The sequence below is a fragment of the Candidatus Effluviviaceae Genus I sp. genome (assembly GCA_016867725.1).
Classification (GTDB): domain Bacteria; phylum Joyebacterota; class Joyebacteria; order Joyebacterales; family Joyebacteraceae; genus VGIX01.
On the sequence record VGIX01000004.1, the window covers coordinates 61,811 to 85,591 of the forward strand.

Genomic DNA, 23,781 nt, shown 5'->3' on the forward strand with positions numbered 1-23,781 from the left:
CCACCGGCGGCGCGCGAGCGCTCCAGGATTCCGGTTTACAGCATGGAGGTGCTGTGCTAGCATGCCCGGTTGACTCGGGCACGGAGGTGTCGAACCATGTCGCTCCGCTCGCGCGTGCTTCTTGCTGTCGTTCTCTTCCTCACGCTGGTGTCTGCGCTTCCGTCCGCCGCGCAGGTCGTCAGCAGCATCGCCGTCGAGGGCAATCGCCTCGTCAGCCGCGACAGGATCCTCCTGACGCTCGGGCTCAGGATCGGCGAGGAGCCTACGGCCCAGGCCGTCCGCGAGGGCATCCGCCGCCTCTACGCGCTCGGGGACTTCTCGGACATCGTCCTCGAGGGCGAGCGGCTCGATGACGGGACGCTCAGGGTCTTCGTGATCGTTGAGGAGCGGCCGAGGATCTCCGAGGTCGTGGTGCTGGGCAACGACAAGGTGTCGGACTCCGACCTCCGCGCCGTGATCGTGCTGAAGGCCGGCTCTCCCTTCGACGAGAGCCGGCTCGAGGACTCGAAGGTGGCCGTGCGCGGGCTCCTCGAGCGCCGCGGCTTCGGCGCCGGCGCCGTCGAGGCGAAGTCGGTCCCGACGTCGGACAGCACGGTCAGAGTCGTGTTCACGATCAGCGAGGGGCAGCGCATCACGGTCAAGGAGATCGTGTTCGAGGGGAACGACTCCCTGTCGGCCGGCGAGCTCAAGAAGGTCATGAAGACGAAGGAGGACCGCTGGTGGCGCACCGACGCCTTCCTTGACACGGCGGTCCTCGAGCAGGACCTTCGCGAGATCGTCGCCCGCTACCGGGCGGCCGGGCACATCGACGCGAAGGTGGCCGGCTACGACACGAGCCACGACAGCACGGGGCGGCGCGTCACGGTGACCGTGCGCGTGGACGAGGGCGCGCAGTACAGGGTCTCCGCGGTGGAGTGGACCGGGGCGTCGGACTTCGCAGCCCCGGAACTCGACGGGTTGTCGACCGTGAAGGTCGGCGCGGTGTACGACCCCAAGTCCGTGGCCGAAACGGTCGGAGCGGTGAGGAGCTGGTACGGGGAGCGCGGGTACATCCGGGCGCGCATCGACACGACCGAGGAGGCCGAATCGGAGGGGACGCTCAGGCTCCGCTTCGCGGTCCGGGAGAACGAGCCTGCGCACATCGGGCAGATCCACATCACCGGCAACACGCGCACCAAGGAGAAGATCATCCGCCGTGAGCTCACCGTCAAGCCCGGTGACCTCTACCACACGTCCGACATCATCGCCAGCCAGCGCAGGATCGCGAACCTCGGCTTCTTCGACGACCGCTACCTGAGCGTTCACTTCTCCGACAGCAGGACCCCGGGGGATGTGGACCTCACGTTCAACGTCGCCGAGCGGCAGACGGGTCGGGCCGGCGTCGGCATCTCCACCAGTCAGAAGGGCGTCACCGGGTTTCTCGAGCTCACCGAGGGCAACCTGTTCGGCAACGGGCAGTTCCTCAACCTCAAGTGGGAGTTCGGGAAGAAGACCAACGAGATCGTGCTGGGGTTCACGGAGCCCTGGTTCCGTGACCGCGACCTCACCGTGGGCTTCGACCTCTACGATCGGGACGACAAGCGGGCCTACAGCGGGTTCAGCGACAGCTTCTACGAGAAGTACTTCGCCGACGTCGTCAGCCCGGAGGAGCTGCAGGACATCCTCGACGGCGACGACGACGGCGTCCGCTACTACGTCGTGAAGCGCGAGCGCCGCGGCGGCGACGTGAGGCTGGGCTGGCCGTTCATGGGATCGCGGAGCACGATGCTCTACGTGACGTACACGCTGGAGCAGGTCCGCCAGGCCGAGTACGTCGACGTCACCACGGACGTGAGCGATACGAGCGGCGTCGTGATCGGCACGAGCTCGCGGAAGTACGAGCGCTGGGTCCCGAAGTGGCAGTGGCGGAGCGGGCTCTCCACGACGCTGGTCCGCCGCACGACCGACCGGCGGTTCCATCCGAGATTGGGAAGCCACACGCGCCTGCGGGCGGACCTCTTCGGGGGCGCCTTCGGCGGCGACGTGGACTACCAGCGGTACGTGGTGGACTCGCGGACGCACGTCCCGGCCTTCTGGGGGACGACCCTCATGGTGCGAGGCCGGGCCGGCATCGTGACGGGCTACGGCGATCCCGGCACGGTCCCGGACGACACGAAGTTCGAGCTTGGCGGCGTGGGGGCTGACGGCATCCGTGGGTATCGGGACCTCTCGATCCTCCCGGTCGGTGAGACCCTCTACGGCGGGCGCACGATGCTCATCGGCTCGTTGGAGCTCAAGTTCCCTCTGACCAAGGAGACGAGCGACCTTCCCATCCGGGGCGTTCTCTTCATCGACGGCGGCAACACGTGGAAGAGCGTCGAGGAGACGGCGCCGGGGGCCGGGCTCTACTGGGGAGTGGGCGCGGGCGTCCGCGTGGACCTGCCCATGCTCGGCGGCATCGGCGTTGACATGGGCTACGGCCTCGACGAGATCAAGGGCGGGGACTGGATCGTGCACTTCCAGTTCGGGATGGAGTACTAGCGCAGCGGACGCGGCGGACGGGAAGCGGCGCTCTCGCGGAGGGAGAGATGAGGATGCGAGTCGTGGTGGTCCTGGCGGTCCTCGCCGTGGCGGCGCTGGCCGCGACGGCGGGCGCGGCGGACAAGTTCGGCTACGTCAACTCGGAGCAGATCCGGCTGGGGTACATGGGCGCGAAGGACGTCGACTCCCAGCTCGAGGCGAGCGTGTCCGACTGGAGGGCCAAGGCCCGCGAGATGGAGAAGGAGATCGACGCTCTCGTGTCGGAGCTCCAGAGTCAGCGGCTGCTTCTCTCCGACGATGCCGCGCGGGCGAAGGAACAGGCGATCCGGGACAAGCAGGCCGCGTTCGAGCGCTACCTCAACGAGGTCTGGGGCGTGGGCGGGCTCGTCGCGAGGCGCGAGGCGGAGCTCTGGCAGCCGGTCTTCGACAAGGCGACGGCCATCATCGACGACATCGGCGAGAGCGGCGGCTACGTGATGATCTTCGACGCCTCGCAGATGGGGATCGTGTACGCGGCCCCGTCGACCGATCTCACGCAGCAGGTCCTGGACAGGCTCAACAGCGGGGCGGAGTAGCGGGACCGCCCTCACCGGAACCTGATGAACTGGACCCTCGACGAGGTCGCGAAGCGCATAGGCGGGACGGTCGTCGGCGACGGCTCGGTCGAGCTCACCGGCGTCTCCGGGATCAGGGAGGCCCAGCCCGGGCATCTCACGTTCCTCTCCAATCCGAAGTACGCCAGGTATCTCGAGACGACGCGAGCGTCGGCGGTCATCGTCGACGCCTCGTGTGAGGGGATGGCGGCGGGCGGGCCGGCGGCCCGCCTCGTGACAGGGAACGCCTACGCCTCCTTCGCGCGGGCCGTGAGGCTCTTCACGGGGGAGGAGTTCCGGCCGCCGGTCGGCGCGCATCCGGCGGCGCACGTGGCGCCCGGCGCGATGCTCGGGCACGGCGTCGCCGTGGGGCCGCACGCCATCGTGATGGACGGCGCGCGGATCGGCGAGGGCACGGTGGTCCACGGGGGCGCCTACATCGCGCCGGGGGCCGTGATCGGGCGCGACTGCGTGATTTACCCCAACGTGACGGTGAAGTCCCCGAGCGTCATCGGCGACCGCGTGATCGTGCACGCCGGGTCCGTCATCGGCTGCGACGGCTTCGGCTTCGCGCGCGAGGGCGGCGAGCAGGTCAAGGTCCCGCAGGTTGGCAACGTCGTCATCGAGGACGACGTGGAGGTCGGGGCGAACGTCTGCATCGCCCGCGCGACCCTGGGGACCACGCGCGTCGGGCGCGGCACGAAGATCGACAACCTGGTGCAGATCGCCCACAACGTCGTCATCGGCGAAGGTTCGATCATCGTGGCGCAGGTCGGCATCTGCGGGAGCGCCGAGATCGGCGACCACGTCGTGCTGGCGGGGCAGGCGGGCATCGCCGGCCACCTGACCATCGGGGACGGGGCCGTGGTCGGCGCGCAGGCGGGCGTCACGAAGTCCGTGCCGCCCGGGGAGCGGGTGTCGGGGTATCCGGCGCGCAGGCACGCGCTGTCCAAGCGGTTGAACGCCTGCATCCAGGCGCTGCCGGACCTCCTCAGGAGGGTGCGGGAGGTCGAGCGGCGGCTCGCCGCTTCGGAGAAGGAGGGGAAGTGCTGAGGACGTGCCAGCGGACGCTCCGCGGCCCCTGCTCGTACCATGGCGTCGGCCTGCACACCGGACGGGACTCCACCGTCACCTTCAAGCCCGCGCCCCCGGGCTCCGGCATCGTCTTCGTCCGCTCGGACGTGCCTTCCGCGCCGCCCATCCAGGCATCGATCCGCAACGTCATGATGCGAGGCGAAACGCCGCGGCGCACGACGCTCTCGTCGGGCGGCGTGCAGGTGTGCACCGTCGAGCACGTCCTGGCCGCGCTTCTCGGCCTGGGCATCGACAACGTCGTCGTCGAGCTCACGTCCGACGAGCCGGCGGAGCCGACCGACGGGAGCTGCAGGCCCTTCGTGGACATCATCACGAAGGCCGGCATCGTCGAGCAGGACGCGCCGCTGCAGCACCTCGAGATCGTGGAACCCGTGAGCTACAGCGACGGCGGCGTGTCGCTCTTCGCCGCCCCGCACAACGGCTTCCGCGTCAGCTTCACGATCGACTACCCGAACCCGACGATCGGCGCGCAGTACGCGAGCTTCGAGATCGACGAGGAGACCTTCCGCAAGGAGATCGCGTCGGCCAGGACGTTCGCGCTCCAGGAGGATCTCGAGGGGCTCAAGAGGATCGGGCTCATCCGCGGCGGGAGCCTCGAGAACGCGATCGTCGTCGGCAGCGAGGGGATCGTCAACAAGGACAAGCTCAGGTTCCGCGACGAGTTCGTCCGGCACAAGGTCCTCGATCTCCTGGGGGACCTCGCGCTCGTGGGCATGCCGCTCGTCGGGCACATCTACGCCTCGAAGTCGGGGCACGCGTCCAACGTGCGCTTCGTCGAGCGGATCTGCGACTCGATCCACCAGGGGAAGGCGCGGTACCGCGAGACGTCGAGATGGGACATCGACGACATCGAGCAGGTCCTGCCGCACCGCTATCCGTTCCTTCTCGTGGACAGGATCCTCGAGCTCGACGACCGCCGCGTCGTGGGGATCAAGAACTTCACCGCCGACGAGTGGTTCTTCATGGGGCACTTCCCGGGCCACCCGATCGTGCCGGGCGTTCTCCTCATCGAGGCGATGGGCCAGGTCGGCGGGTTCCTGCTGCTCTCGAGGGTGCCGGACCGCGAGCGCAAGCTCGTGTACTTCATGGGCATCGACAACGCGCGGTTCCGCCGGCCGGTCAGGCCGGGCGACACCGTGCGGTTCGAGCTCGAGCTCGTGCGCCTCAGGCGCGGGACGTGCAAGATGCGGGGCGCCGCCTACGTGCGCGGCGAGCTCGCGGTGGACGGCGAGCTCTGGTCGCAGGTCGTCGACAGGGAGCGGAGATAGGTGAAGACGTCGGTCGACGAGAGGGCCGTCGTGGACCCCGGGGCGCAGCTCGGGGACGGCGTGACCGTGGGGCCGTTCGCGGTGGTCGGGCCGGGCGTGACCGTCGGGCGCGGTTCGCGCATCGAGTCCTCGGCGCTCATCGAGCGCGACACGACGATCGGGGACGGGTGCACCGTCGGGCACGGCGCCGTGCTCGGCACCGACCCGCAGGACCTCAAGTACCGCGGGGAGAGGACGTTTCTCACGGTCGGCGCGGGCACGAGCATCAGGGAGTACGCGACGGTCCACCGCGCGACCGGCGAGGGATCGGCGACGCTCGTCGGCGCCAACGTGCTCGTCATGGCCTACGCCCACATCGCGCACAACTGCGTCATCGGCGACTCCGTCGTCATCGCGAACAGCGTGAACCTCGGAGGGCACGTCGTCATCGAGGAGCACGCGATCGTGGGCGGCATGACGCCGGTCCACCAGTTCGTGCAGATCGGCGCGTACAGCTTCGTCGGCGGGCTCTCGCGCGTCTCGAAGGACGTCCCGCCGTACTTCAAGGTCGCCGGCGTGCCCATGCGGCCGGTGGACGTCAACACGATCGGGCTTCAGCGCCACGGCTTCTCCGCCGAGGCGAGGGCGCGGATCCGTCGGGTCTACCGGCTCCTGTATCTCTCGGGGCTCAACACCTCGCAGGCGGTCGCCCGCATCCGCGAGGAGCTTCCCCCGGCGCCCGAGGTGGAGCGCATCCTGGGCTTCATCGCGCGGTCCTCGAGGGGCATCGTGAAGTAGGCCTCGTCGCCCGCGCCCGCTCGTCTCGCGGCGCGGCCCTGCCTCCGCTCCGTCCCCGAGCATGTTCCGCGTGGAGGGCGCGCCGTGCTCAAGGTCGCCGTCATAGGGGTGGGGCACCTCGGCAGGCACCACGCCCGCGTGCTGTCCGGCCTCGGAGGATGCGAGCTCGTCGGGGTCCACGACACCGACGGCGCGCGCGCCGAGTCCATCGCGTCCCTGCACGGAACGAGGGTGTTCCCCGACCTGGACGGTCTCGTCGGCGCCGTGGACGCGGCGGTCGTCGCGGTCCCCACGAGCGCGCACCACGCGGTGGCGAGCCGGTGTCTCGACGCCGGCGTTCACGTGCTCATCGAGAAACCGATCGCCTCGACGCCCGAGGAGGCGCGCGACCTCGTCGCGCTCGCCCGCGCGAGGGGACGCCTCGTTCAGGTGGGGCACGTGGAGCGCTTCAACCCCGCGATCCGCGCCGCTCTGACCGTCCTCTCGGCCCCGAGGTTCATCGAGGCGCACAGGCTCGGCGTCTTCGCGCCGCGCGGCACCGACGTCGCGGTGGTGCTCGACCTCATGATCCACGACATCGATCTCGTCCTCGCGACGGTGCGCTCGGACGTCTCGAGGATCGAGGCCGTGGGCGTGCCGGTGCTGTCGCCCAGCGTGGACATCGCCAACGCGAGGCTCACGTTCGCCGACGGGTGCGTCGCCAACGTGACCGCAAGCCGGGTGTCCAGGGACAAGGTCAGGAAGATCCGGTTCTTCCAGCGCGACGCCTACGTCTCGGTCGACTGCTCGCGCCCCATGGCCCAGGTGTTCCGCAGAAAGGACGTTCCCCGCGAGACGCTCCTCGCGATCGCGCGCGGCGAGGTCCCGGGGGGACTTGCGGACATCGTGGACTATCGGGAGCTCCCTCTGGACCAGAGCGAGCCCCTCGCGCTCGAGCTTCGGTCGTTCGCGGACGCCGTGAGCGGCGGGCGGCGGCCCGAGGTGGACGGCGAGGACGGCCTGAGGGCTCTCGAGGTGGCGTTCGAGATCCTGCGGCAGATCGGCTCTCATCCAGGCCGCGAGGCCGGGGCACCCGAGGCGGGCGCCGCGTGCCGCCCGGCCTGAGCGGGCGGGGTTCTGCGATGATGAGACAGGGTGCCTCGGTCCTTCTCGTCGCCGCGGAGGCGTCGGCGGACCTGCACGGCGCGAAGGTCGTGCGGAGGCTCAGAGAGCTCGCCCCGGCGGTGTCCGTCTACGGCGTCGGGGGAACTCGCCTGGCCGAGGCCGGAATGGAGATCGTCCACGACGCGCGCGACTTCGCCGTCGTGGGGTTCGTCGAGGTGATCAGGCACGTCCCGCGCTTCGCGGCGGCCATGGGCGACCTCGTCCGCGCGGCCGCCGACAGGTCCACGCCTCTCGCCGTTCTCATCGACTATCCCGGTTTCAATCTGAGGCTCGCGGGGCGACTTCGCGACGCCGGCGTGCGCGTGCTCTACTACGTGAGCCCGCAGGTGTGGGCATGGGGCGAAGGGCGCGTGCGGCAGATCGCCGAGCGCGTGGACCGCATGGCGGTCGTCTTCGAGTTCGAACGCGAGTTCTACCGCCGCCGCGGCGTCGAGGTCGAGTTCGTGGGGCATCCTCTTCTCGAGGAGCCGGGTCTGTGCGCTCCCCGTCGCGCTCCGCGGTCCCCTGGCTCGCCGCGTCTTCTGGGGCTTCTTCCGGGAAGCAGGAGGCAGGAGATCGAGCGGCACCTGCCGGCGATGCTGGGCGCGGCGGAGATCCTCGCGCGCGAGGCGCCGGGGCTGTCGCTCGCGTTGGGGCGCGCTCCCGGCGTCGACGCGGAGAGGGTCGAGGCGATGGTGAAGGCGTCCGGGCTCCGCGTGGACGTGGCGGACCCCGAGCGCGCGTACGACCTCATGCGGCGCGCCGACGCGCTCCTCGTGTCGTCCGGGACGGCGACGCTCGAGGCCGCGTGCGCAGGCGCGCCGATGGTCATCGCGTACCGCATGGCGCCGCTGTCCTACGCGATCGCGCGCTCGCTCGTGAGGACGAGGCACATCGGCCTCGTGAACCTCGTTGCGGGCGAGGAGATCGTGCCCGAGCTCGTTCAGGGGCAGGTGACGCCCCGCCGCCTCGCCGAGGCCGTCCGTCCGTTCCTCACGGACGACGCTCTGGCCGGACGCGTCTCGGAGCGTCTGCTCGGCGTGCGGTCGCGGCTCGGGACGCCGGGGGCGAGCGACAGGGTGGCGCGGATGGCGCTCGAGATGCTGCGGGGGGTCTGAGCGTCGGGAACCGCTGGAAGCGCGGAGGTCGCCACGTGGCATCCGACCGCAGACGGCTCTCGGTCGTCGACCGGCTCCTGGTCGGGGTGGGAGGTCTCGTCGGTCCGCTTGCGATCCGCGCGCTCGGGTCCACGTGGCGCATGACAACGCTCGGCGTCGAGCGCGTGCCGGCGGCGCGGAGGGCGGCGGGCTCGCTGGTCTTCGCGTTCTGGCATGGGACGCTGCTGCCGCTCGAGCACGCCAACCGCGGGCGCGGCGTCTGCGTCCTCTCGTCGTGGCACCGTGACGGCGAGCTCAGCGCGCGCGTCATGGCGGGCCTCGGGTACCGCGTCGTGCGGGGCTCGACGAGCCGCGGCGGCGCGCGAGGGATCCAGATGCTCGTCCGGGCGGTCCGGGCCGGTCATGATGTCGCCGTCACCCCCGACGGTCCGCGAGGCCCGGCGCGCAGAGCGCAGGCCGGGGCGGTCTACGTGGCCGCGCGGAGCGGCGCGCCGGTCGTGCCGGTGGGGGTCGCGGCGAGCCGGGCGCTGCGCCTGGGGAGCTGGGACAGGTTCCTGGTGCCGCTTCCGTTCTCCCGCGTGGTGGTCGCGTATGGGGAGCCCCTCGCGTTCGATCCCGACGCGCCGGCGGAAGCGGGCGCGGCGGCCCTCGAGGCGGCCCTGGCGCGCGCCTCGGCCGAGGCCGAGGCCGCGCGCCGAGGGCCGCGCGTCCGCGCTTCGGGAACGCCCGCTTCGGGCGCGCGGTCGGTCCGCGCTTCGGCCGCTTCTTCGGCGGCATATCGCGCTTACCGGCTCGCGTCGTCCGCCGTCGGGTGGGCCGCCGCGCCCGTCCTGCGGTGTATCGGCGTGCCGCCGACGGAGAGGCGGGAGCGGCTGGGCGGAGTCCCGACAGCGGCGGCCGGGTGTCTGTGGGTGCACGCGGCGTCGGTGGGAGAGGTCGCGGCGGCCGAGCCTCTCGTGCGGGAGCTTCGAAGGAGCGAAGAGCGCGTGCTGCTCACCACGGTCACGCGGGGCGGTCGCAGGGCGGCCGCGAGGCTGGAGCCCCTCGGCGTTCTCGCGTCGTACGCGCCGCTCGACACCGTGGGCGCGGTGAGGCGCGCGCTCCGCAGAGCGCGCCCGCGCGCCATCCTGCTCGTTGAGACGGAGCTCTGGCCGAACCTCATCGTCGAGGCGGTCGCCGAGGGCGTGGCGGTCGGCGTCGTCAACGGCAGGATCTCCGATCGCAGCGCGCGGCGCTCCGCAAGCGCGTGGTCGCCGCTCAAGAAGCCCGCCGCGCTGCTCGCGCTGGCCGCGTGCCAGACCGGGCGAGACGCGGACCGGTTCCGCGCCCTCGGCGTGAGGCCCGACCGCGCGGCCGTCACCGGAAACACGAAGTTCGAACGCGACGCCGCGCCCCTCAGCGAGGGCGACCGCGAGCGCGTGCGCCGCTCGCTCGGGCTCCCCGAGGGCCCGGTGATCGTCTTCGGCAGCGTGCGGCCGCGCGAGGAGCGCGCCGTCGCGCGGGCGGCCGCGGAGGTCGCGCGAGCGAGCCCCGACGCCGTCCTTCTCGTGGCGCCACGCCATCTTGAGCGCGTCGGCGCGGTGGCTCGGGAACTCGAGAGGAACGGGCTGGCCGTTCGCCTGCGATCCCGGATGGATGGCCCCGAGGGCGCCGCGCGGGTGGTCGTGCTCGACACGACAGGCGAGCTTGCCGAGGCCTATGGCATCGGTGCGGCGGCGTTCGTGGGGGGGACGCTCGCTCCCTCCTACGGAGGTCACAACCCGCTGGAGCCGGCCGCGCTCGGCGTTCCCGTCGTCATCGGGCACCACGTCGCCGGCTGCCGCGACAGCGCCGGCGCCCTCTCCGAGGCCGGGGCGGCCGTTGTCGTCAGGAGCGCCGCGCAGCTCTCGTCCGCGCTCGCGCGCTTCCTCAACGACCGACCGTTCAGAGACGCCGCGTCCAATGCCGCGATCTCGGTCGTTTCGTCCGGCGGGGGAGCGCTCGACCGGACGGTGGAGCTCCTCCGGAGCGCCGGCCTGCTCGGGTCACGCGTCGGAGGGCCGACCGGAGGTGGTCAGTGAACGGGAGCGACCGGCTCATGGGCGCGCGCGAGTGGTGGAGCGCCGTTGCGCGGGGGCGGGTCAGGCCGAGCGGCGTCGGGGCGGCTCTCGAAGGCTGTCTCGTGGTGCTCTCCGTGCTCTACGGGATGGGCTCCGCGGTCTCACTCTGGGTGCGGTCGGCGCGGCCCGCGCGCGCGGGAGTGCCCGTCATCTCGGTGGGCAACCTCGTCGTCGGAGGCACGGGGAAGACCCCGCTCGTCGTCCACATCGCGAGGCTTCTCGCCGACGGCGGGCGGCGCGTCGCGGTGGTCAGCCGCGGGCACGGCCGGCGCTCGCGGGGCGTCCTCGTCGTCTCGCGCGGAGACGGTCCGATCGTCCCGTGGACGGAGGCGGGCGACGAGCCGTACCTCATCGCCTTGCTGACGAAGGGAGTCCCGGTGCTGGTGGCCGCGCGGCGGGCGGACGCTGCCCGCGCGGCGGTGGCGGACTGGGGCGCCGATGCTATACTCCTCGACGACGGCTTCCAGCACACGGCGCTCGCCAGGGACCTCGACATCGTCGCCGTGGACGCGGGCTTCCCGCTCGGCAACGGGCACGCGCTTCCCGCCGGGGCGCTCAGGGAGCATCCGCTGGGGATCGGTCGGGCCGACCTCATCGTCGCGACGCGCTGTGACAGGGCGCGCGGCGGGGCGGGGCTCGTGGCCCGGACGCTCGGTCCGCTCGCTCCGCGCGCTCCGATCGTCGAGACGCGGATGGCGCCGTCGGAGCTCTGGGACGTGCGGAGCGGCGCGACCGTCGCCGCCGGCGAGCTGCGCGGCACGCCGGCGCTGGCGCTCTGCGGCATCGCGGACCCGGAGGGGTTCGCGGCGACGGCGCGCGACGCGGGGCTGTCGGTCGTCGGCGAGATGGTCTACCCGGATCACCACGCGTACCGGAGCTCGGACCTTGCGGCCGTGGCCGAGCGCGCGCGAGAGATCGGGGCCGGCGTCATCGTCACGACCGAGAAGGACGCCGTGCGGCTGTCCGGCTGGTCGCCGCCCGCGCGCCTGATCGCGCTCGGGATCGAGCTCGAGGTGACCCGCGGGCGGGCGCTGCTCACGGAGGCGATCGAGAAGGCTCTCAGGTGGGGAGACGCGCATGGGTGATGGCAGACTCGGCGAGTTCGCCGGGCTCTCCCGCGAGGAGCTCCAGTCGGAGGTGCGGCGGCTCAAGGCCGAGCGCGGGGCGATCGTGCTCGCGCACAACTACCAGGTGCGCGAGGTGCAGGAGGTCGCCGACCGGCTGGGCGACTCGCTCAAGCTCGCCCGCGAGGCCGTGCGAACCGACGCGCGGCTCATCGTGCTCTGCGGCGTGATGTTCATGGCCGAGAGCGCGAAGATCCTGAATCCCGACAGGAAGGTGATCATCCCCGCGCTCACGGCCGGCTGCCCGATGGCCGACATGATCACCGTCGAGCAACTCCGGGGATTCAAGGCGGCGCACCCGGGCGTGCCCGTCGTCTGCTATGTCAACACGTCGGCCGCCGTGAAGGCGGAGAGCGATGTCTGCTGCACCTCGTCCAACGCCGTGACGGTCGTGAACGCGCTCGACGCCGAGGCCGTCCTCTTCGTGCCGGACCGCAATCTCGCCGCGTACGTCGCCTCGAAGACCGACAAGACCGTCATCCCCTGGCGCGGCCACTGCTACGTTCACAATCAGTTCACGCCGGAGGACGTCGAGCTCGCCCGCCGCGAGCACCCGGGCGTTCCGATCGTCGTGCATCCCGAGTGCCCGCCCGAGGTCGTCGAGGCCGCGGACCACGTGGCGTCCACGGACGGCATGGTCAGGCTCGCCGCGACGCGCGACGAGCTCGTCGTCGGCACCGAGATCGGGCTCATCGACATGCTCAACCGCGTGAACCCATCGAAGCGCTTCCACGCTCTCTCGCCGTTCGCCGTGTGCAGGAACATGAAGGAGACCACGCTGCCGAAGCTCGTCCTCGCGCTTGAGCGGGAGCAGCACGAGGTGGTGGTGCCCGCCGGCGTGCTCGAGGGCGCCGGCGGCGCGCTCCGGCGGATGCTCGAGCTCTCCGGCGAGGAGCGCGCCGGGGGCGCCGTGCCCGGCACGGGGGGAGGCGCCGCATGAGGACCGCCGAGTTCGTCGTGGTCGGCAGCGGCATCGCCGGCCTCACCTTCGCCCTGTCGGTCGCGGACCGGGGGCGCGTCGTGATCGTCACGAAGAAGGGCGACGCCGAGACGGCGACGAACACGGCGCAGGGCGGCATCGCCGCCGTGATGGACGAGACCGACTCGTTCGAGAAGCACATCGAGGACACGCTCGTCGCGGGCGTCGGGCTCTGCAACCGCGAGGCGGTCGAGGTCGCGGTGCGCCGCGGGCCCGAGGCCGTGAGGAAGCTCGCGGCCTGGGGCGCGAGCTTCTCGACGGAAGAGGGGCGCGCGGAGGCTCCCGCCTTCGCTCTCGGCAGGGAGGGCGGCCACTCGGGGAGGCGCATCGTCCACGCGGCGGACATGACTGGCCGCGAGATCGAGCAGGCGCTGCTCGCGGCCGTCGAGCGCCATCCGGACATTGAGATCCTCGAGGACCACCTCGCCGTCGACCTCGCCGTCGCAGGTCCACCCGGCGCGCGACGGTGCGTCGGCGTGCACGTGCTCGACATCCGCGGGCAGGCCGTGGACACCATCGGCGGGTCCGTGACCGTGCTCGCAACCGGCGGGTGCGGGAAGGTCTACCTCTACACGACGAACCCGGACATCGCGACGGGCGACGGGGTGGCCATGGCGCTCAGGGCGGGCGTCCCGGTGCGCAACATGGAGTTCATCCAGTTCCACCCGACGTGCCTCTATCACCCGACCGTGAAGTCGTTCCTCATCTCCGAGGCGGTGCGCGGGGAGGGGGCCGTGCTCACGACGCTGTCGGGACGGCGGATCATGGAGGGCGTCCATCCGCGGGCCGATCTGGCCCCCCGCGACATCGTGGCGCGGGCGATCGACAAGACGATGAAGACGACCGGGGACAAGCACGCGCTCCTCGACGCCACCGGCATCGGGGCCGAGCGCCTGAGGGCGCGCTTCCCGATGATCAGCGGGCGGCTCGCCGAGCTCGGCATCGACGTCGCCCGCGAGCCGATCCCCGTGGTCCCGGCCGCCCACTACCTGTGCGGCGGCGTCGCCGTGGACCTCGACGCGCGCACCGAGCTTCCGGGGCTCCTCGCGATGGGCGAGACGGCGCACACGGGGATGCACGGGGCCAATCGGCTGGCGAGCAACTCGCTCCTCGAGGCGGTCGTGTTCGGTGAGCGGGGCGCGCGCGCCGCGATCGAGGACGCCCGCTCGCTCGGGCGGCCGGGCGACGTGCCGGCCTGGAGCGGCGGGTCTCCCGGTGCGATGCCGGAGGGCGTCGTGATCGACCACAACTGGGACGTTGTCCGGCGGCTCATGTGGGACTATGTTGGCATCGTGCGGACCGAGAGGCGGCTCTCGCTCGCTCGCGAGAGGATGCTGTCCATCCGGAACGAGGTGAGCGGCTCCCTGGCCGCGCACCCACTGAGCGCCGACCTCATCGAACTCAGGAACATCTGCCTCGTGGGGGACCTCATCGTCCGAAGCGCCCTCGAGCGCAGGGAGTCGAGAGGGCTGCACTTCATCGAGGACTACCCCGACCGGGACGACGCGCGCTTCGCGCGGGACACGGTCGTGCGAGAAGGCCCCGTCGTGTGAGGGCACGGGCATGCGGTTCGTGTGGGCTGTCGTTGCGCTGCTTCTGAGCGCGTGCGGTTGCTCCGGCGAAGGAGGCGATGGCGCCGTGAGAACGGAGAGAGCGGGCGCCGCGGGCGATGTGAGGAGACCCGCGGTCGCCGGGCAGTTCTACCCCGGGGACCCGGCAGCGCTGGCGCGCGACGTGGACCGCTATCTGGCGGCCGCGCCCGCTCCGGAGCTCGGCGGCGAGGTGGTGGCTCTCGTGTCCCCGCACGCGGGGTACATGTACTCCGGGGCCGTGGCGGCCCACGGCTACGCGTGCGTCGCGGGCGCGGCGTACGACGCGGTCGTCGTGGTGGCGCCGTCCCACAGGGTGGCGTTCCGCGGCTCGTCGGTGTACGCCCGCGGCGCCTACGAGACCCCGCTCGGTCTCGTGCCCGTGGACGCGGAGCTCGCCGCCGCCATCCTCGACCCGGACGCGGGGATCGTCGACGAGCCCCGCGTGCACGTCAACGAGCACTCGCTCGAGGTCCAGATCCCCTTCCTCCAACGGGCACTCGGCGCGTTCAGGATCGTCCCCATCATGATGGGCGACCAGAGCGCGCCCGCCGTTCGCGCGCTGGGCGAGCGGATCGCGCGGGCCGTCGCGGGCGCAGGCGACCGGAAGGTCCTGCTCGTCGCCAGCACCGACCTCTCGCACTACCACGACCAGCAGACGGCGAAGGGCCTCGACGCGCGGGTGCTCGAGGCGATCGGCGCGTTCGACCCGGACCGCCTCGTCAGGCTGCTCGCGTCGGGCGACTGCGAGGCCTGCGGCGGCGGGCCGACGGCCGCGGTCATGGTGGCGGCGAGGAAGCTGGGCGCGACGGAGGCGCGCGTGCTCAGGTACGCGACGTCCGGGGACGTGACGGGCGACACGGGCCAGGTGGTGGGGTACGTCTCCGCGGTCCTCGTGCGGCCGGCCGCCGAGGCCGGGGAAGCTCCCGGCGGTTCGAACGAGTCGTCGGCCCGCGCCGCGCGCCCGGGCGGCGCGCTCCGCCCCGACGAGCGCCGCGCGCTCCTCGAGCTTGCGAGGAGCTCCATCGCGGCCGCGCTCGGGGAGAAGGTCTCCGCGGGTGTCCCGATATGCTCGGCCGTCCTCGATGAGAAGCGGGGAGCCTTCGTGACGCTCCACAGGCACGGCAGGCTTCGGGGCTGCATCGGGTACGTCCGGGCGGTGAAGTCCCTGCGCGAGACCGTCGCCGAGATGGCGGTCCAGGCGGCGCTCCACGACCCGCGCTTCTCGCCGCTCTCGAAGGACGAACTGCCCGAAGTCGACATCGAGATCTCGGTCCTTTCGCCGCTCGAGGAGGTCGCCGACGTCTCGACGATCGAGGTAGGCACCCACGGGCTCGTGGTGCAGGACGGCGCCCGGAGCGGGCTCCTCCTTCCGCAGGTCGCCGTGGAGCAGGGGTGGGACCGCGAGACGTTCCTCGACCACACGTGTCTCAAGGCGGGGCTCCCCGCCGCGTCGTGGAAGCGGAAGGGCGTCGTGATCATGGCGTTCACGGCCGAGGTGTTCGGGGAACGCGATGCGGCGGAGGACGGCTGAGATGGCTCCCCGAGCCGGCGGGCGGCGCCTCCCGCTCGCGCTCCTGGTCTTGCTGGTCGTGGGGAACGCCGCGGCGTGGCGCGCGGCGGACGGCGCGGCGCGGCAAGCCAGGGGGTACGTCGAGCCGAACGTGGCGCTGCACTGGGAGAGGCTCGACGGCAACCGCGTGCGCTGCCTTCTCTGCCCGAGGACGTGCACGGTGTCGCCGGGCGGCAGGGGCGCCTGCGGCGTCCGAGAGAACCGAGGCGGCACCTACTACACGCTCGTCTACGGCAACCCGTGCGCGGTGCACGTCGATCCCATCGAGAAGAAGCCGCTCTACCACTACCTTCCCGCGACGAAGTCGTTCTCCATCGCGACGGCCGGCTGCAACCTCGAGTGCAGGTTCTGCCAGAACTGGCAGATCTCCCAGTCGAGGCCGGAGGACCTCGTCAACCAGCGGATGTCCCCCGAGGACGTCGTCGAAGCGGCGCTGGCGAGCGGGAGTCGCACCGTCGCCTACACGTACTCCGAGCCGACGGTCTTCTACGAGTACATGCTGGACTGCGCGAAGCTCGCTCACGAGCGCGGCCTGAGGAACGTGTACCACTCGAACGGGTTCATCAACGCAGAGCCGCTCCGCGAGCTGTGCAAGCACATGGACGCGGCGAACATCGACCTCAAGGGCTTCACGGACGAGTACTACCGGGACATGGCCGGAGGTTCGCTCGCGCCCGTCCTGCGGTCTCTCAAGATCCTCAGGGAAGAGGGCGTGCACCTCGAGATCACGACGCTTCTCGTCCCGGGCGGGAACGACGATCCCGGCGACCTCCGGAGGATGTGCCGGTGGATCCGCGAGAACCTCGGACCGGCGACGCCCCTTCACTTCTCGCGGTTCCATCCGCAGTACAAGCTGACGAACGTGCCGCCGACGCCCGTGGAACGGCTGGAGCTCGCGAGGCGGATCGCCATGGAGGAAGGCCTCGAGTTCGTGTACATCGGCAACGTCCCGGGACACGAGGCCAACAGCACGTACTGCCCGGGGTGCGGGGAGCGGGTGATCGGCCGCATAGGCTACTCCGTCGACGCGGCGGGGCTTCGGGGCGGCGTGTGCCAGCGCTGCGGGACGGTCCTCCCCGGCGTGTGGGAGTGATGCGGCGTGTTGACAGCGGCGCCCGGATGACGTAGGCTCTTGCCAGGGTCTGCCGGCGAAGGGCCGGCGTCCCCGCGACCCCTGCGGCTCACGAGGAGGATATGATGCGTCTTGCCCTCGTCGCGGTACTGATGGCGGCCCTGGTCTGCTACGCCGGGGCGGCGGTGCGCACGGTCACGCCCCAGAGCGATCCGTACCCGACCATCCAGTCCGCCATGCTCGTCTCGGCTCCCGGGGACACCGTCGTGCTCTCCCCCGGCACGTACCGCGATGTCGAGAGGTTCAACACGTCGATCGGCCTGCGGACCGCCGTCTGCAAGCTCGCGAGCGGGGTGACGCTCCGCGGCATGAACAGCGCCAACTGCGTCATCGACCACACGGCCACGGAGATCGGCATCCTCTGCGCGAACATCACCGGTGGCGCCATCAGGAACCTCACGGTCAGGGGAGGCATCGGCAGGGACTCCGGACGGCAGGACGACGGCGACGGCCGCGGCCTCGTGGCGGGGATCATGTGTCTGGAGAACGCAAGCCCGACGATCGAGCGCGTGCGCATGGCCGAGAGCGCCACGGGGATCGTCGTGCGCGGGGGCTGCGCGCCGGTCATCAGGTCGTGCATCATCGCCAGGGGCAGCCACCACGGGATCTACATCTTCATGAACGGCTCCTCGCCGGTCGTCATCGATCACACGACCATCGTGCAGAACTTCGACGCGGGCGTGTACGTCTTCGCCGGCTCGGCGGCGATCTCGAGCAGCTGCATCACGCACAGCGGCAAGCCCGGCGTGTACTCATACGAGTGCCTGCCGTCGGTCACGTACTCCAACGTGTTCCAGAACGGCCGCACGCTTCCGGTGCCCGTGGAGTACGGCGGGTGGATCACAGATCAGACAGGGCAGAACGGGAACATCTCCCTGGAGCCCTTCTACTGCGACTTCACGGGGGCCCTCGGATACGACTACAGCGTGTGTATCGACTCACCGAACGTGGGCAGTGGAGAGGGCGGCACGAACATCGGGGCGCGCGGGGGCACCTGCACGCAGTGCGTGTCGCCGGTGACCCGCGCGACGTGGGGTGCGATCAAGGCACTCTACAGGTAGGCGGCAGCTTCATCTCCGCGGACATGCGATGCCCCGTCGGCGCGTCGGCGGGGCATCGTCGTGTCCGGCCGAGGAGGGCCGGTGTCACGCGCGGGCGGGGCGGGTCACCGCCACGGACAGAAGCAGCGCGGCGACCGCGGCCGCGTTCAGAAGCGACAGCGAGAGCATCGCGCGCCAGAGGCCGAGAAGCGGCAGGAGCATCACGCCGGTGACGAGCGCCCCCGCGGCCGCGCCGAGCAGATCGGCTCCGTAGAGGCGGCTGCCTGTTCGGGCGGCCCCTCCCTCCGTCGCGAGGATCCTCCCGGCGACCGGGAAGAGCATGCCCGCGAGGACCGCCGAGCCGACGACCGCGAGCGGGATGATCGCGGAGCCGAGTGCGGCCAGGCCCGGCGGCAGAGCGGCGGCGCCCTGGACGGCGGCGGCGACGCCCAGCGGGGCTGCGGCAAGCCCGCCCGCGATCGCGAGCGCGGCGCGCGGTCCCGCGCCGCGTTCGGCGGAGCGGCCGCCGAGCCAGCCGCCGAACGCCAGGCCGCCCATGAATGCCCCGACGATCACGGCGATCCTGTGGTACACGGACCCGTACAGGCTCTGAACGGCCACGAGCGCGGCGATCTCGAGACCGATCTCCGCCAGCCCGGCGACCGCCACGGCCGCCGGAAGCGCCGTCCTGAGCCCGAGGCCACCGCCGCGCCGCCGCAGCGCGAGCGCTCCGAGAGCGACCGCGAGGGCGGCCGCGACCGCCGCGACGTGCGGCATCGTCACGGCGCGCCTTGCCGCGGCGAACGGGTTCGGACCCCGCGAGAGACGCTGCGTCCACAGCACGAGCGTCAGGTAGGTGCAGGCGGGGGAGAGGTCGGTGTTGATCGGAGCGTCCTCGGCGGCGACCCGCTCCTCGAGATAGGCCACGCGCTCAGGACTCAGGCGATCGTCGAGGTAGTAGCTCCGGACGTACGCCACGTCGAGCCTTCGGCCCTCGATCCTGGACGCGAGGGTCGTCGCGTCCACGGAGAGGAAGTCCGGCGCGTCGGAAGCGACGATGTGGCACGGGTCGCCGGGGAGGAGCCGCACCTCCGCGAAGACGCTCGCCAGCGTCCCCCGCACGCATGCTAGGAGCGCCGCCTGCTCCGGCCCCACGTAGTCCTCCGACGAGGAGAGCGTGAACGCGGCCACACCGCCTGGGGAAAGCGCCTTCCGGACCTCCCGCATGAACTCCTGCGTGTAGAACCTGTTCATCTGGGCCGTGGTCGGGTCCGGCACGTTGACGATGACGGCGTCGTACGTCTCCGCCGGCGCGCGCTTCACGAAGAAGCGCGCGTCCGCGTAGTGCACGGTCACCCTCGGGTCGTCGAGCGCGGCGGTCATGGCGGTCCCGAACGCGCGCCTTGCGGCCTCGATGAGAGCCGGGTCCAGCTCGACGCAGTCGACGCGGCGCACCGTCGGGTGCTTGAGCGCTTCCTGCGCACCGCCGCCGAGCGCGCCGCCCAGCAGCAGGACGGACTCGGGGCGCGGATGCTGGAGAAGCGGGATGTGCACGGTCTCCTCGGCCGCGAGGCGGTCGGGCACCGACGCCGCGAGCACTCCGTTCTCGAAGAGGCTCTTCTGGCTTCCGCGCTCCGTGGCGACGATGAGCCCGTACCGCGAGTGCGCGTGGAGGACGACGCCCGCGTCCCGCCAGGCTGCCGCCGTGAGCCCGTCCTCCAGGAAGCCCCCGACGCGCGCCGTGCTTCCGAGAACGGCCACGGCTGCCGCGGCGACGAGCGGGACGATCCGCCGCCGTGGAGTCCCCGGCGACGCGAACGAGAGGGCGGCGATCGCTCCCGCGCACGCGAGCGCCGCGGCGAGGAAGGCGATCTGAAGCGGGGCCAACCGGTCGAAGAGCGCCAGGCTGATGATGAGCCCGGCGGCGACGGCTCCCACGGCCTCGAGAACGTACACGCGCGACATGGCCCGTCCCGCGTTCGGCTCCCAGCGGGACGACGAGGCCACGGCGAGCGCGAACGCGACGCCGGAGAGCGCCGTGAACGGCCCGACCGCCGCCGCCGTGGCCGTGATGAGCGGGCCGACGCCCGCGAGCTCCCCGGGCAGAGTGCCCATGGCGGCCCTTGCGAGCCGGGCCGTGGCGACGGACACGGGCACGAGCGCTCCGAGGGCCGCGAGGGCCCACGCGAGCGCGCTGACGGGGTTCCGGGTTCGTCTCGCCGCGACGCCGCCGAGCAGGCAGCCGCAGCCGGTGACGGCAAGCCACATGGCCAGCCCCGCGGCGATGGAGATCTCGCTGCCCTGCCACAGCACGAGGAGCTCGCGCAGGAGGAGCGCCTGCGCGGCGAGCGTGACGCAACCCATGAGAAGGAAGACCGGCCCGAGCGTCGCCGCGGCGCGGTCGGGCGGGCGAGGCGCGGGGGGCGTGCGTGTGGCTGGGGAAGGCATCGTGACAGGAGTCTACCAGACGGCGGCCGGTCGCTCGACCGAGGAACGGTGGGCGCTCAGGCGGAGGAACGGCCGCGGCGGCGGGAGAAAGCGTTTGACACTGCCTCCGGCGGTCTGCTAGCCTCCGGGCCGAAGCGGCTCCCGCGGGCCGCGCCCACCGACGGGCGGGCGTGGGTGTCGACGCGGGGCGCCTGAACCCATGCGGGCGCCCGTCGAGGCCGCCCGCCAGCGCAGGATCTGGAGCATGGCAGGGAGCGGATCAAGCGAGCGCGCAACGCCGCGAACGGCAGCGCCCGCGCCGCGAGCGGCGGAGTCCGGGTCGTCCTGGCTCGGCCGCCTGGCCGCCTGGTACCTGCGCAGGTTCAGGCCGTCCGAGCCCATCTCCTTCGGCGAGACCTTCAGCTCGGCCGAGCGGATCCTCGTGATGCCCGAGGAGGGTGTCACCGGCGCGCTCTTCGCGATGCCGACGATCCAGGCGCTCAGGCGGGGCTTCCCGAGGGGCAAGATCGCCGCGCTCGTTCGCGAGGAGGACAAGGACCTCCTCGAGGGCGTCGGCGGCCTCGACCGTGTCCTGGGCTACGACCTCCGCAAGGGCGTCCGTCGGTTTTCCGAGTTCATGTCGCTCGCGAACCTCGTGCGGTCGTACCGCTTCGACCTCGCGATCATCCTGGACCAACAGTTCAGCCTCGAGCGCGTCCTGCTCTGCTACCTCACCGGCGCCAAGATCCGCGCGGGGCTTCAGAGCCGCGAGAGCCATCCCTTCCTCAACCTCGAGGTCAGCAGGAACATCCCCGGCAAGGTCCGCGCGCAGCTCGGCATTGAGATCGCGCGCGTCATGGGCATCGACGTCTCGGGGCTCCGGCTGTCGTGGAGCGTCCCGGAGCGGGAACGACGCCTCGCGGAGCAGCTCGTGCACTTCCGGAAGCCGAGCGAGGACGAACTGCTCGTGGGCTTCGATCCGGCTCCCGGCCGCGGCGGCACGCAGATGGCGATCGCGCAGCAGGCGCGGCTCCTCGACAAGCTCTGCTCGGACTACCGCGCGCGTGCCATTCTCCTCACGCCGCCGGAGCACCACGAGTGCGCCGGGGCTCTCGAGTCCATGCTCTCCCGCGAGCCGATCGTGGTGCAGCAGCGGCGGATGCGCGACGTCGTGAGCCTGCTTGCCCAGTGCGACCTCTTCGTGGCGGGCAACACGGACCTCGTCTACTTCGCGGTGGCGCTCGGCATCCCGACGGTGTCGCTCATGACCCCGGAGGACTCGGCGGCCGCGGCGCTGCCGCAGTCCGACCGGCTCGAGGTCGTGACGCTCGTGCCGGGCGAGCGGTTTCCCATCGAGGAGTTCATCGAGCGGACCCAGGCGGTGCTCCTCGCGAGCGCTCGCTAGGGCGCGGCCATGCGAACCTTCCTCAGGCTCCTGAGCTGTGTGAGACCCTCCTGGCGCCGCCTCGTGGCGGCGCTCGTGTGCATGGCGGTCTTCGCGCTTCTGAGCAGCGTCTCCCTCGGCATGATCGTCCCCTTCGTCAACGTGCTCTTCGAGCGCGGGGAGCTCGTCGGCGCGGCTCCGGGCGGGAACGCGGGGATGACGGTCGCCGGCGTCAGGGACGCGCTGCGGGCGTGGCTCCTCTCGTTCTTCGCGTCGGACACGGCGGCGGGTTCGCTGGGCAGGATGTGCGTCGCCTTCCTCGTCGTGTTCCTCGTCAAGTCGATCTTCGGCTACCTTCAGAGCTTCCTGATGATCACCGTGGAGCAGCGCGTCATCAGGGACCTCAGGGACCGCCTCTTCGAGCACCTGTGCCGGCTCTCGCTGTCGTTCTTCCACGGAAAGCGGACGGGCCTTCTCATCTCGCGCGTCACGAACGACGTCACGCTCGTGAAGGGAGCCCTCGTCGCGAGCTTCGCGAACCTGTTCCGCGAGGGGCTTCTCGCCCTTCTCTATCTGGGCATCGCGGTCTGGATCAGCTGGAAGCTCTCGCTCATCACGTTCGTCGTGCTCCCGCCCATCCTCTTCCTCATCGTGCGCGTGGGGCAGCGCCTGAAGAAGCGCAGCGCCCGGATCCAGGAGAAGATGGCCGACATCACGGCGACGCTCCAGGAGTCCATCACGGGCGCCCGCGTCGTGAGGGCGTTCGGCATGGAGGGGCACGAGCAACGCCGGTTCTCGCGGCACACGCTCGAGTACTTCCGGACCTTCGTACGCATGGAGCTCCTCGGGACTCTCGCCGGGCCGCTCACGGAGTACCTGGGCGTCATCGGCGTCGTGGTCGTCATCTGGTACGGCGGGCGGCAGGTGCTGCTCGACGGCAGCGTGTCCCCGGACTGGTTCCTCATCTTCCTCGCGGCCACGCTGTCCACGATGCAGCCGCTCAAGAAGCTCTCCCACGCGAACAACGAGCTGCAGGTCGGCCTCGCCGCCGCCGCGCGCGTGTTCTCCCTGCTCGACACGCCCCCCTCGGTCGTGTCGAGACCGGGCGCGCCGGCGCTCGACGCGTTCCGCGACCGCATCGAGTACCGCGGCGTGCGGTTCCGCTACGACACGGGGGACGAGGTGCTGCGGGGCATCGACCTGACGATCGCGCGGGGGCAGATCGTCGCGATCGTCGGCGCGAGCGGGGCGGGGAAGTCCACACTGCTCGATCTCCTGCCGCGGTTCTACGATCCCACGGCCGGCTCGGTCGCGATCGACGGACATGACCTCAGGGACCTCGACGTGGCGTCCGTGCGCCGACTCATGGGCGTCGTGACCCAGGAGACCATCCTCTTCAACGACACGGCGCGAAACAACATCGCCTACGGCCTCGAGGACGCGAGCCGCGAGGACGTCGTCGCCGCCGCGCGGGCCGCCAACGCGCACGCGTTCATCGAGGCGCTGCCGAGCGGCTACGAGACGCCGGTGGGGGAGCGCGGCACGCGCCTCTCGGGCGGGGAGCGCCAGCGGATCGCGATCGCGCGCGCCATCCTCAAGAACCCGCCGATCCTCATCCTCGACGAGGCGACGTCCTCGCTGGACACCGAGTCCGAGCGACTCGTCCAGGAGGCCGTCGAACGCCTGCTTCGGGGGCGCACCGTGCTGGTGATCGCGCACCGGCTCTCCACCGTCAGGAACGCCGACCGCATCGTCGTCCTGGAGAAGGGCGTCGTCACCGAGGAAGGGACGCACGAGGAGCTCATGAGGCTGGGAGGGACGTATCGCTTCCTCTACGACATCCAGTTCCGGGACAGGCCCGTCGAGCCCGGCCCGCCGTCCGAGGGCGGCCGGGCGGGGGGCGCCTGACCGCGTCCTCGT

At 71.6% G+C, this 23,781-nt stretch carries 16 protein-coding genes and 1 pseudogene; 16 read left to right on the forward strand and 1 reads right to left on the reverse strand.

Features of this window, described 5'->3' with window-relative positions; translation table 11 throughout:
* Nucleotides 1-96: 96 nt before the first annotated feature.
* The 14 genes and pseudogenes from bamA to FJY74_02450 all read left to right on the forward strand — a co-directional run bounded on the left by bamA (nucleotide 97) and on the right by FJY74_02450 (nucleotide 18,071).
* Entirely contained in the window at nucleotides 97-2,520 is a 2,424-nt protein-coding gene (gene bamA / locus FJY74_02385) for an outer membrane protein assembly factor BamA (GenBank protein MBM3307155.1), read from the forward strand.
* 47 nt (nucleotides 2,521-2,567) lie between these two features.
* Nucleotides 2,568-3,095 (forward strand): OmpH family outer membrane protein, encoded by a 528-nt coding sequence (locus FJY74_02390; protein ID MBM3307156.1) that lies wholly within the window; start codon nucleotides 2,568-2,570, stop codon nucleotides 3,093-3,095.
* 24 nt (nucleotides 3,096-3,119) lie between these two features.
* Entirely contained in the window at nucleotides 3,120-4,166 is a 1,047-nt protein-coding gene (lpxD, locus tag FJY74_02395; protein MBM3307157.1) for a UDP-3-O-(3-hydroxymyristoyl)glucosamine N-acyltransferase, read from the forward strand.
* Nucleotides 4,163-5,476 carry a bifunctional UDP-3-O-[3-hydroxymyristoyl] N-acetylglucosamine deacetylase/3-hydroxyacyl-ACP dehydratase gene (locus FJY74_02400; protein ID MBM3307158.1) on the forward strand — a complete coding sequence of 438 codons (1,314 nt, stop codon included), beginning with the start codon at nucleotides 4,163-4,165 and terminating at the stop codon, nucleotides 5,474-5,476. Before lpxD ends, FJY74_02400 begins: the two co-directional genes overlap by 4 nt.
* Nucleotides 5,477-6,253 carry an acyl-ACP--UDP-N-acetylglucosamine O-acyltransferase gene (gene lpxA, locus FJY74_02405; GenBank protein MBM3307159.1) on the forward strand — a complete coding sequence of 259 codons (777 nt, stop codon included), beginning with the start codon at nucleotides 5,477-5,479 and terminating at the stop codon, nucleotides 6,251-6,253.
* Between the two features lie 84 nt (nucleotides 6,254-6,337).
* Entirely contained in the window at nucleotides 6,338-7,357 is a 1,020-nt protein-coding gene (locus tag FJY74_02410; protein ID MBM3307160.1) for a Gfo/Idh/MocA family oxidoreductase, read from the forward strand.
* A 17-nt stretch (nucleotides 7,358-7,374) separates the two neighbouring features.
* Complete coding sequence (gene lpxB, locus FJY74_02415) at nucleotides 7,375-8,514, forward strand: lipid-A-disaccharide synthase (GenBank protein MBM3307161.1); 1,140 nt, start codon at nucleotides 7,375-7,377, stop codon at nucleotides 8,512-8,514.
* Nucleotides 8,515-8,549: 35 nt separating this feature from the next.
* Nucleotides 8,550-10,574 carry a DUF374 domain-containing protein gene (locus tag FJY74_02420; protein MBM3307162.1) on the forward strand — a complete coding sequence of 675 codons (2,025 nt, stop codon included), beginning with the start codon at nucleotides 8,550-8,552 and terminating at the stop codon, nucleotides 10,572-10,574.
* Nucleotides 10,571-11,698 carry a tetraacyldisaccharide 4'-kinase gene (lpxK, locus tag FJY74_02425; GenBank protein MBM3307163.1) on the forward strand — a complete coding sequence of 376 codons (1,128 nt, stop codon included), beginning with the start codon at nucleotides 10,571-10,573 and terminating at the stop codon, nucleotides 11,696-11,698. The genes FJY74_02420 and lpxK overlap by 4 nt, the downstream gene beginning before the upstream one ends.
* Nucleotides 11,691-12,677 (forward strand): quinolinate synthase NadA, encoded by a 987-nt coding sequence (gene nadA, locus FJY74_02430; GenBank protein MBM3307164.1) that lies wholly within the window; start codon nucleotides 11,691-11,693, stop codon nucleotides 12,675-12,677. Before lpxK ends, nadA begins: the two co-directional genes overlap by 8 nt.
* Nucleotides 12,674-14,269, forward strand: a complete 1,596-nt coding sequence (nadB, locus tag FJY74_02435; protein ID MBM3307165.1) for an L-aspartate oxidase — start codon at nucleotides 12,674-12,676, stop codon at nucleotides 14,267-14,269. Before nadA ends, nadB begins: the two co-directional genes overlap by 4 nt.
* 10 nt (nucleotides 14,270-14,279) lie before the next feature.
* Nucleotides 14,280-15,197, forward strand: a pseudogene (gene amrB / locus FJY74_02440) (AmmeMemoRadiSam system protein B).
* Nucleotides 15,198-15,819: 622 nt separating this feature from the next.
* A complete protein-coding gene (gene amrS / locus FJY74_02445; GenBank protein ID MBM3307166.1) occupies nucleotides 15,820-16,971 on the forward strand; it encodes an AmmeMemoRadiSam system radical SAM enzyme in 1,152 nt (383 codons plus the stop codon).
* A gap of 104 nt (nucleotides 16,972-17,075) precedes the next feature.
* The gene (locus tag FJY74_02450) at nucleotides 17,076-18,071 is read left to right on the forward strand and encodes a right-handed parallel beta-helix repeat-containing protein (protein ID MBM3307167.1); all 996 of its coding nucleotides are present in this window, start codon (nucleotides 17,076-17,078) and stop codon (nucleotides 18,069-18,071) included.
* 84 nt (nucleotides 18,072-18,155) lie between these two features.
* Here FJY74_02450 and FJY74_02455 read toward each other — a convergent pair whose 3' ends face one another.
* A complete protein-coding gene (locus FJY74_02455) occupies nucleotides 18,156-20,414 on the reverse strand; it encodes a hypothetical protein (protein ID MBM3307168.1) in 2,259 nt (752 codons plus the stop codon).
* Between the two features lie 328 nt (nucleotides 20,415-20,742).
* On the opposite strand from FJY74_02455, the gene FJY74_02460 reads away from it, so the two are divergent.
* Nucleotides 20,743-21,882: a hypothetical protein gene (locus tag FJY74_02460; GenBank protein MBM3307169.1), complete on the forward strand. Its 1,140-nt coding sequence runs from the start codon at nucleotides 20,743-20,745 to the stop codon at nucleotides 21,880-21,882.
* Nucleotides 21,883-21,891: 9 nt separating this feature from the next.
* The gene (locus FJY74_02465) at nucleotides 21,892-23,769 is read left to right on the forward strand and encodes an ABC transporter ATP-binding protein (GenBank protein MBM3307170.1); all 1,878 of its coding nucleotides are present in this window, start codon (nucleotides 21,892-21,894) and stop codon (nucleotides 23,767-23,769) included.
* The last annotated feature ends 12 nt before the right edge of the window (nucleotides 23,770-23,781 follow it).

What these genes read in the sequence shown, in the direction of transcription:
- amrS (MBM3307166.1), top strand. Translation starts at nt 15,820, where the DNA reads ATGCGGCGGAGGACGGCTGAGATGGCTCCCCGAGCCGGCGGGCGGCGC.
- FJY74_02450 (MBM3307167.1), top strand. Translation starts at nt 17,076, where the DNA reads ATGCGTCTTGCCCTCGTCGCGGTACTGATGGCGGCCCTGGTCTGCTAC.
- FJY74_02455 (MBM3307168.1), bottom strand. Translation starts at nt 20,414, where the DNA reads ATGGGTTGCGTCACGCTCGCCGCGCAGGCGCTCCTCCTGCGCGAGCTC.
- FJY74_02460 (MBM3307169.1), top strand. Translation starts at nt 20,743, where the DNA reads ATGGCAGGGAGCGGATCAAGCGAGCGCGCAACGCCGCGAACGGCAGCG.
- bamA (MBM3307155.1), top strand. Translation starts at nt 97, where the DNA reads ATGTCGCTCCGCTCGCGCGTGCTTCTTGCTGTCGTTCTCTTCCTCACG.
- lpxB (MBM3307161.1), top strand. Translation starts at nt 7,375, where the DNA reads ATGATGAGACAGGGTGCCTCGGTCCTTCTCGTCGCCGCGGAGGCGTCG.
- lpxD (MBM3307157.1), top strand. Translation starts at nt 3,120, where the DNA reads ATGAACTGGACCCTCGACGAGGTCGCGAAGCGCATAGGCGGGACGGTC.
- FJY74_02390 (MBM3307156.1), top strand. Translation starts at nt 2,568, where the DNA reads ATGAGGATGCGAGTCGTGGTGGTCCTGGCGGTCCTCGCCGTGGCGGCG.
- FJY74_02465 (MBM3307170.1), top strand. Translation starts at nt 21,892, where the DNA reads ATGCGAACCTTCCTCAGGCTCCTGAGCTGTGTGAGACCCTCCTGGCGC.
- nadB (MBM3307165.1), top strand. Translation starts at nt 12,674, where the DNA reads ATGAGGACCGCCGAGTTCGTCGTGGTCGGCAGCGGCATCGCCGGCCTC.
- nadA (MBM3307164.1), top strand. Translation starts at nt 11,691, where the DNA reads ATGGGTGATGGCAGACTCGGCGAGTTCGCCGGGCTCTCCCGCGAGGAG.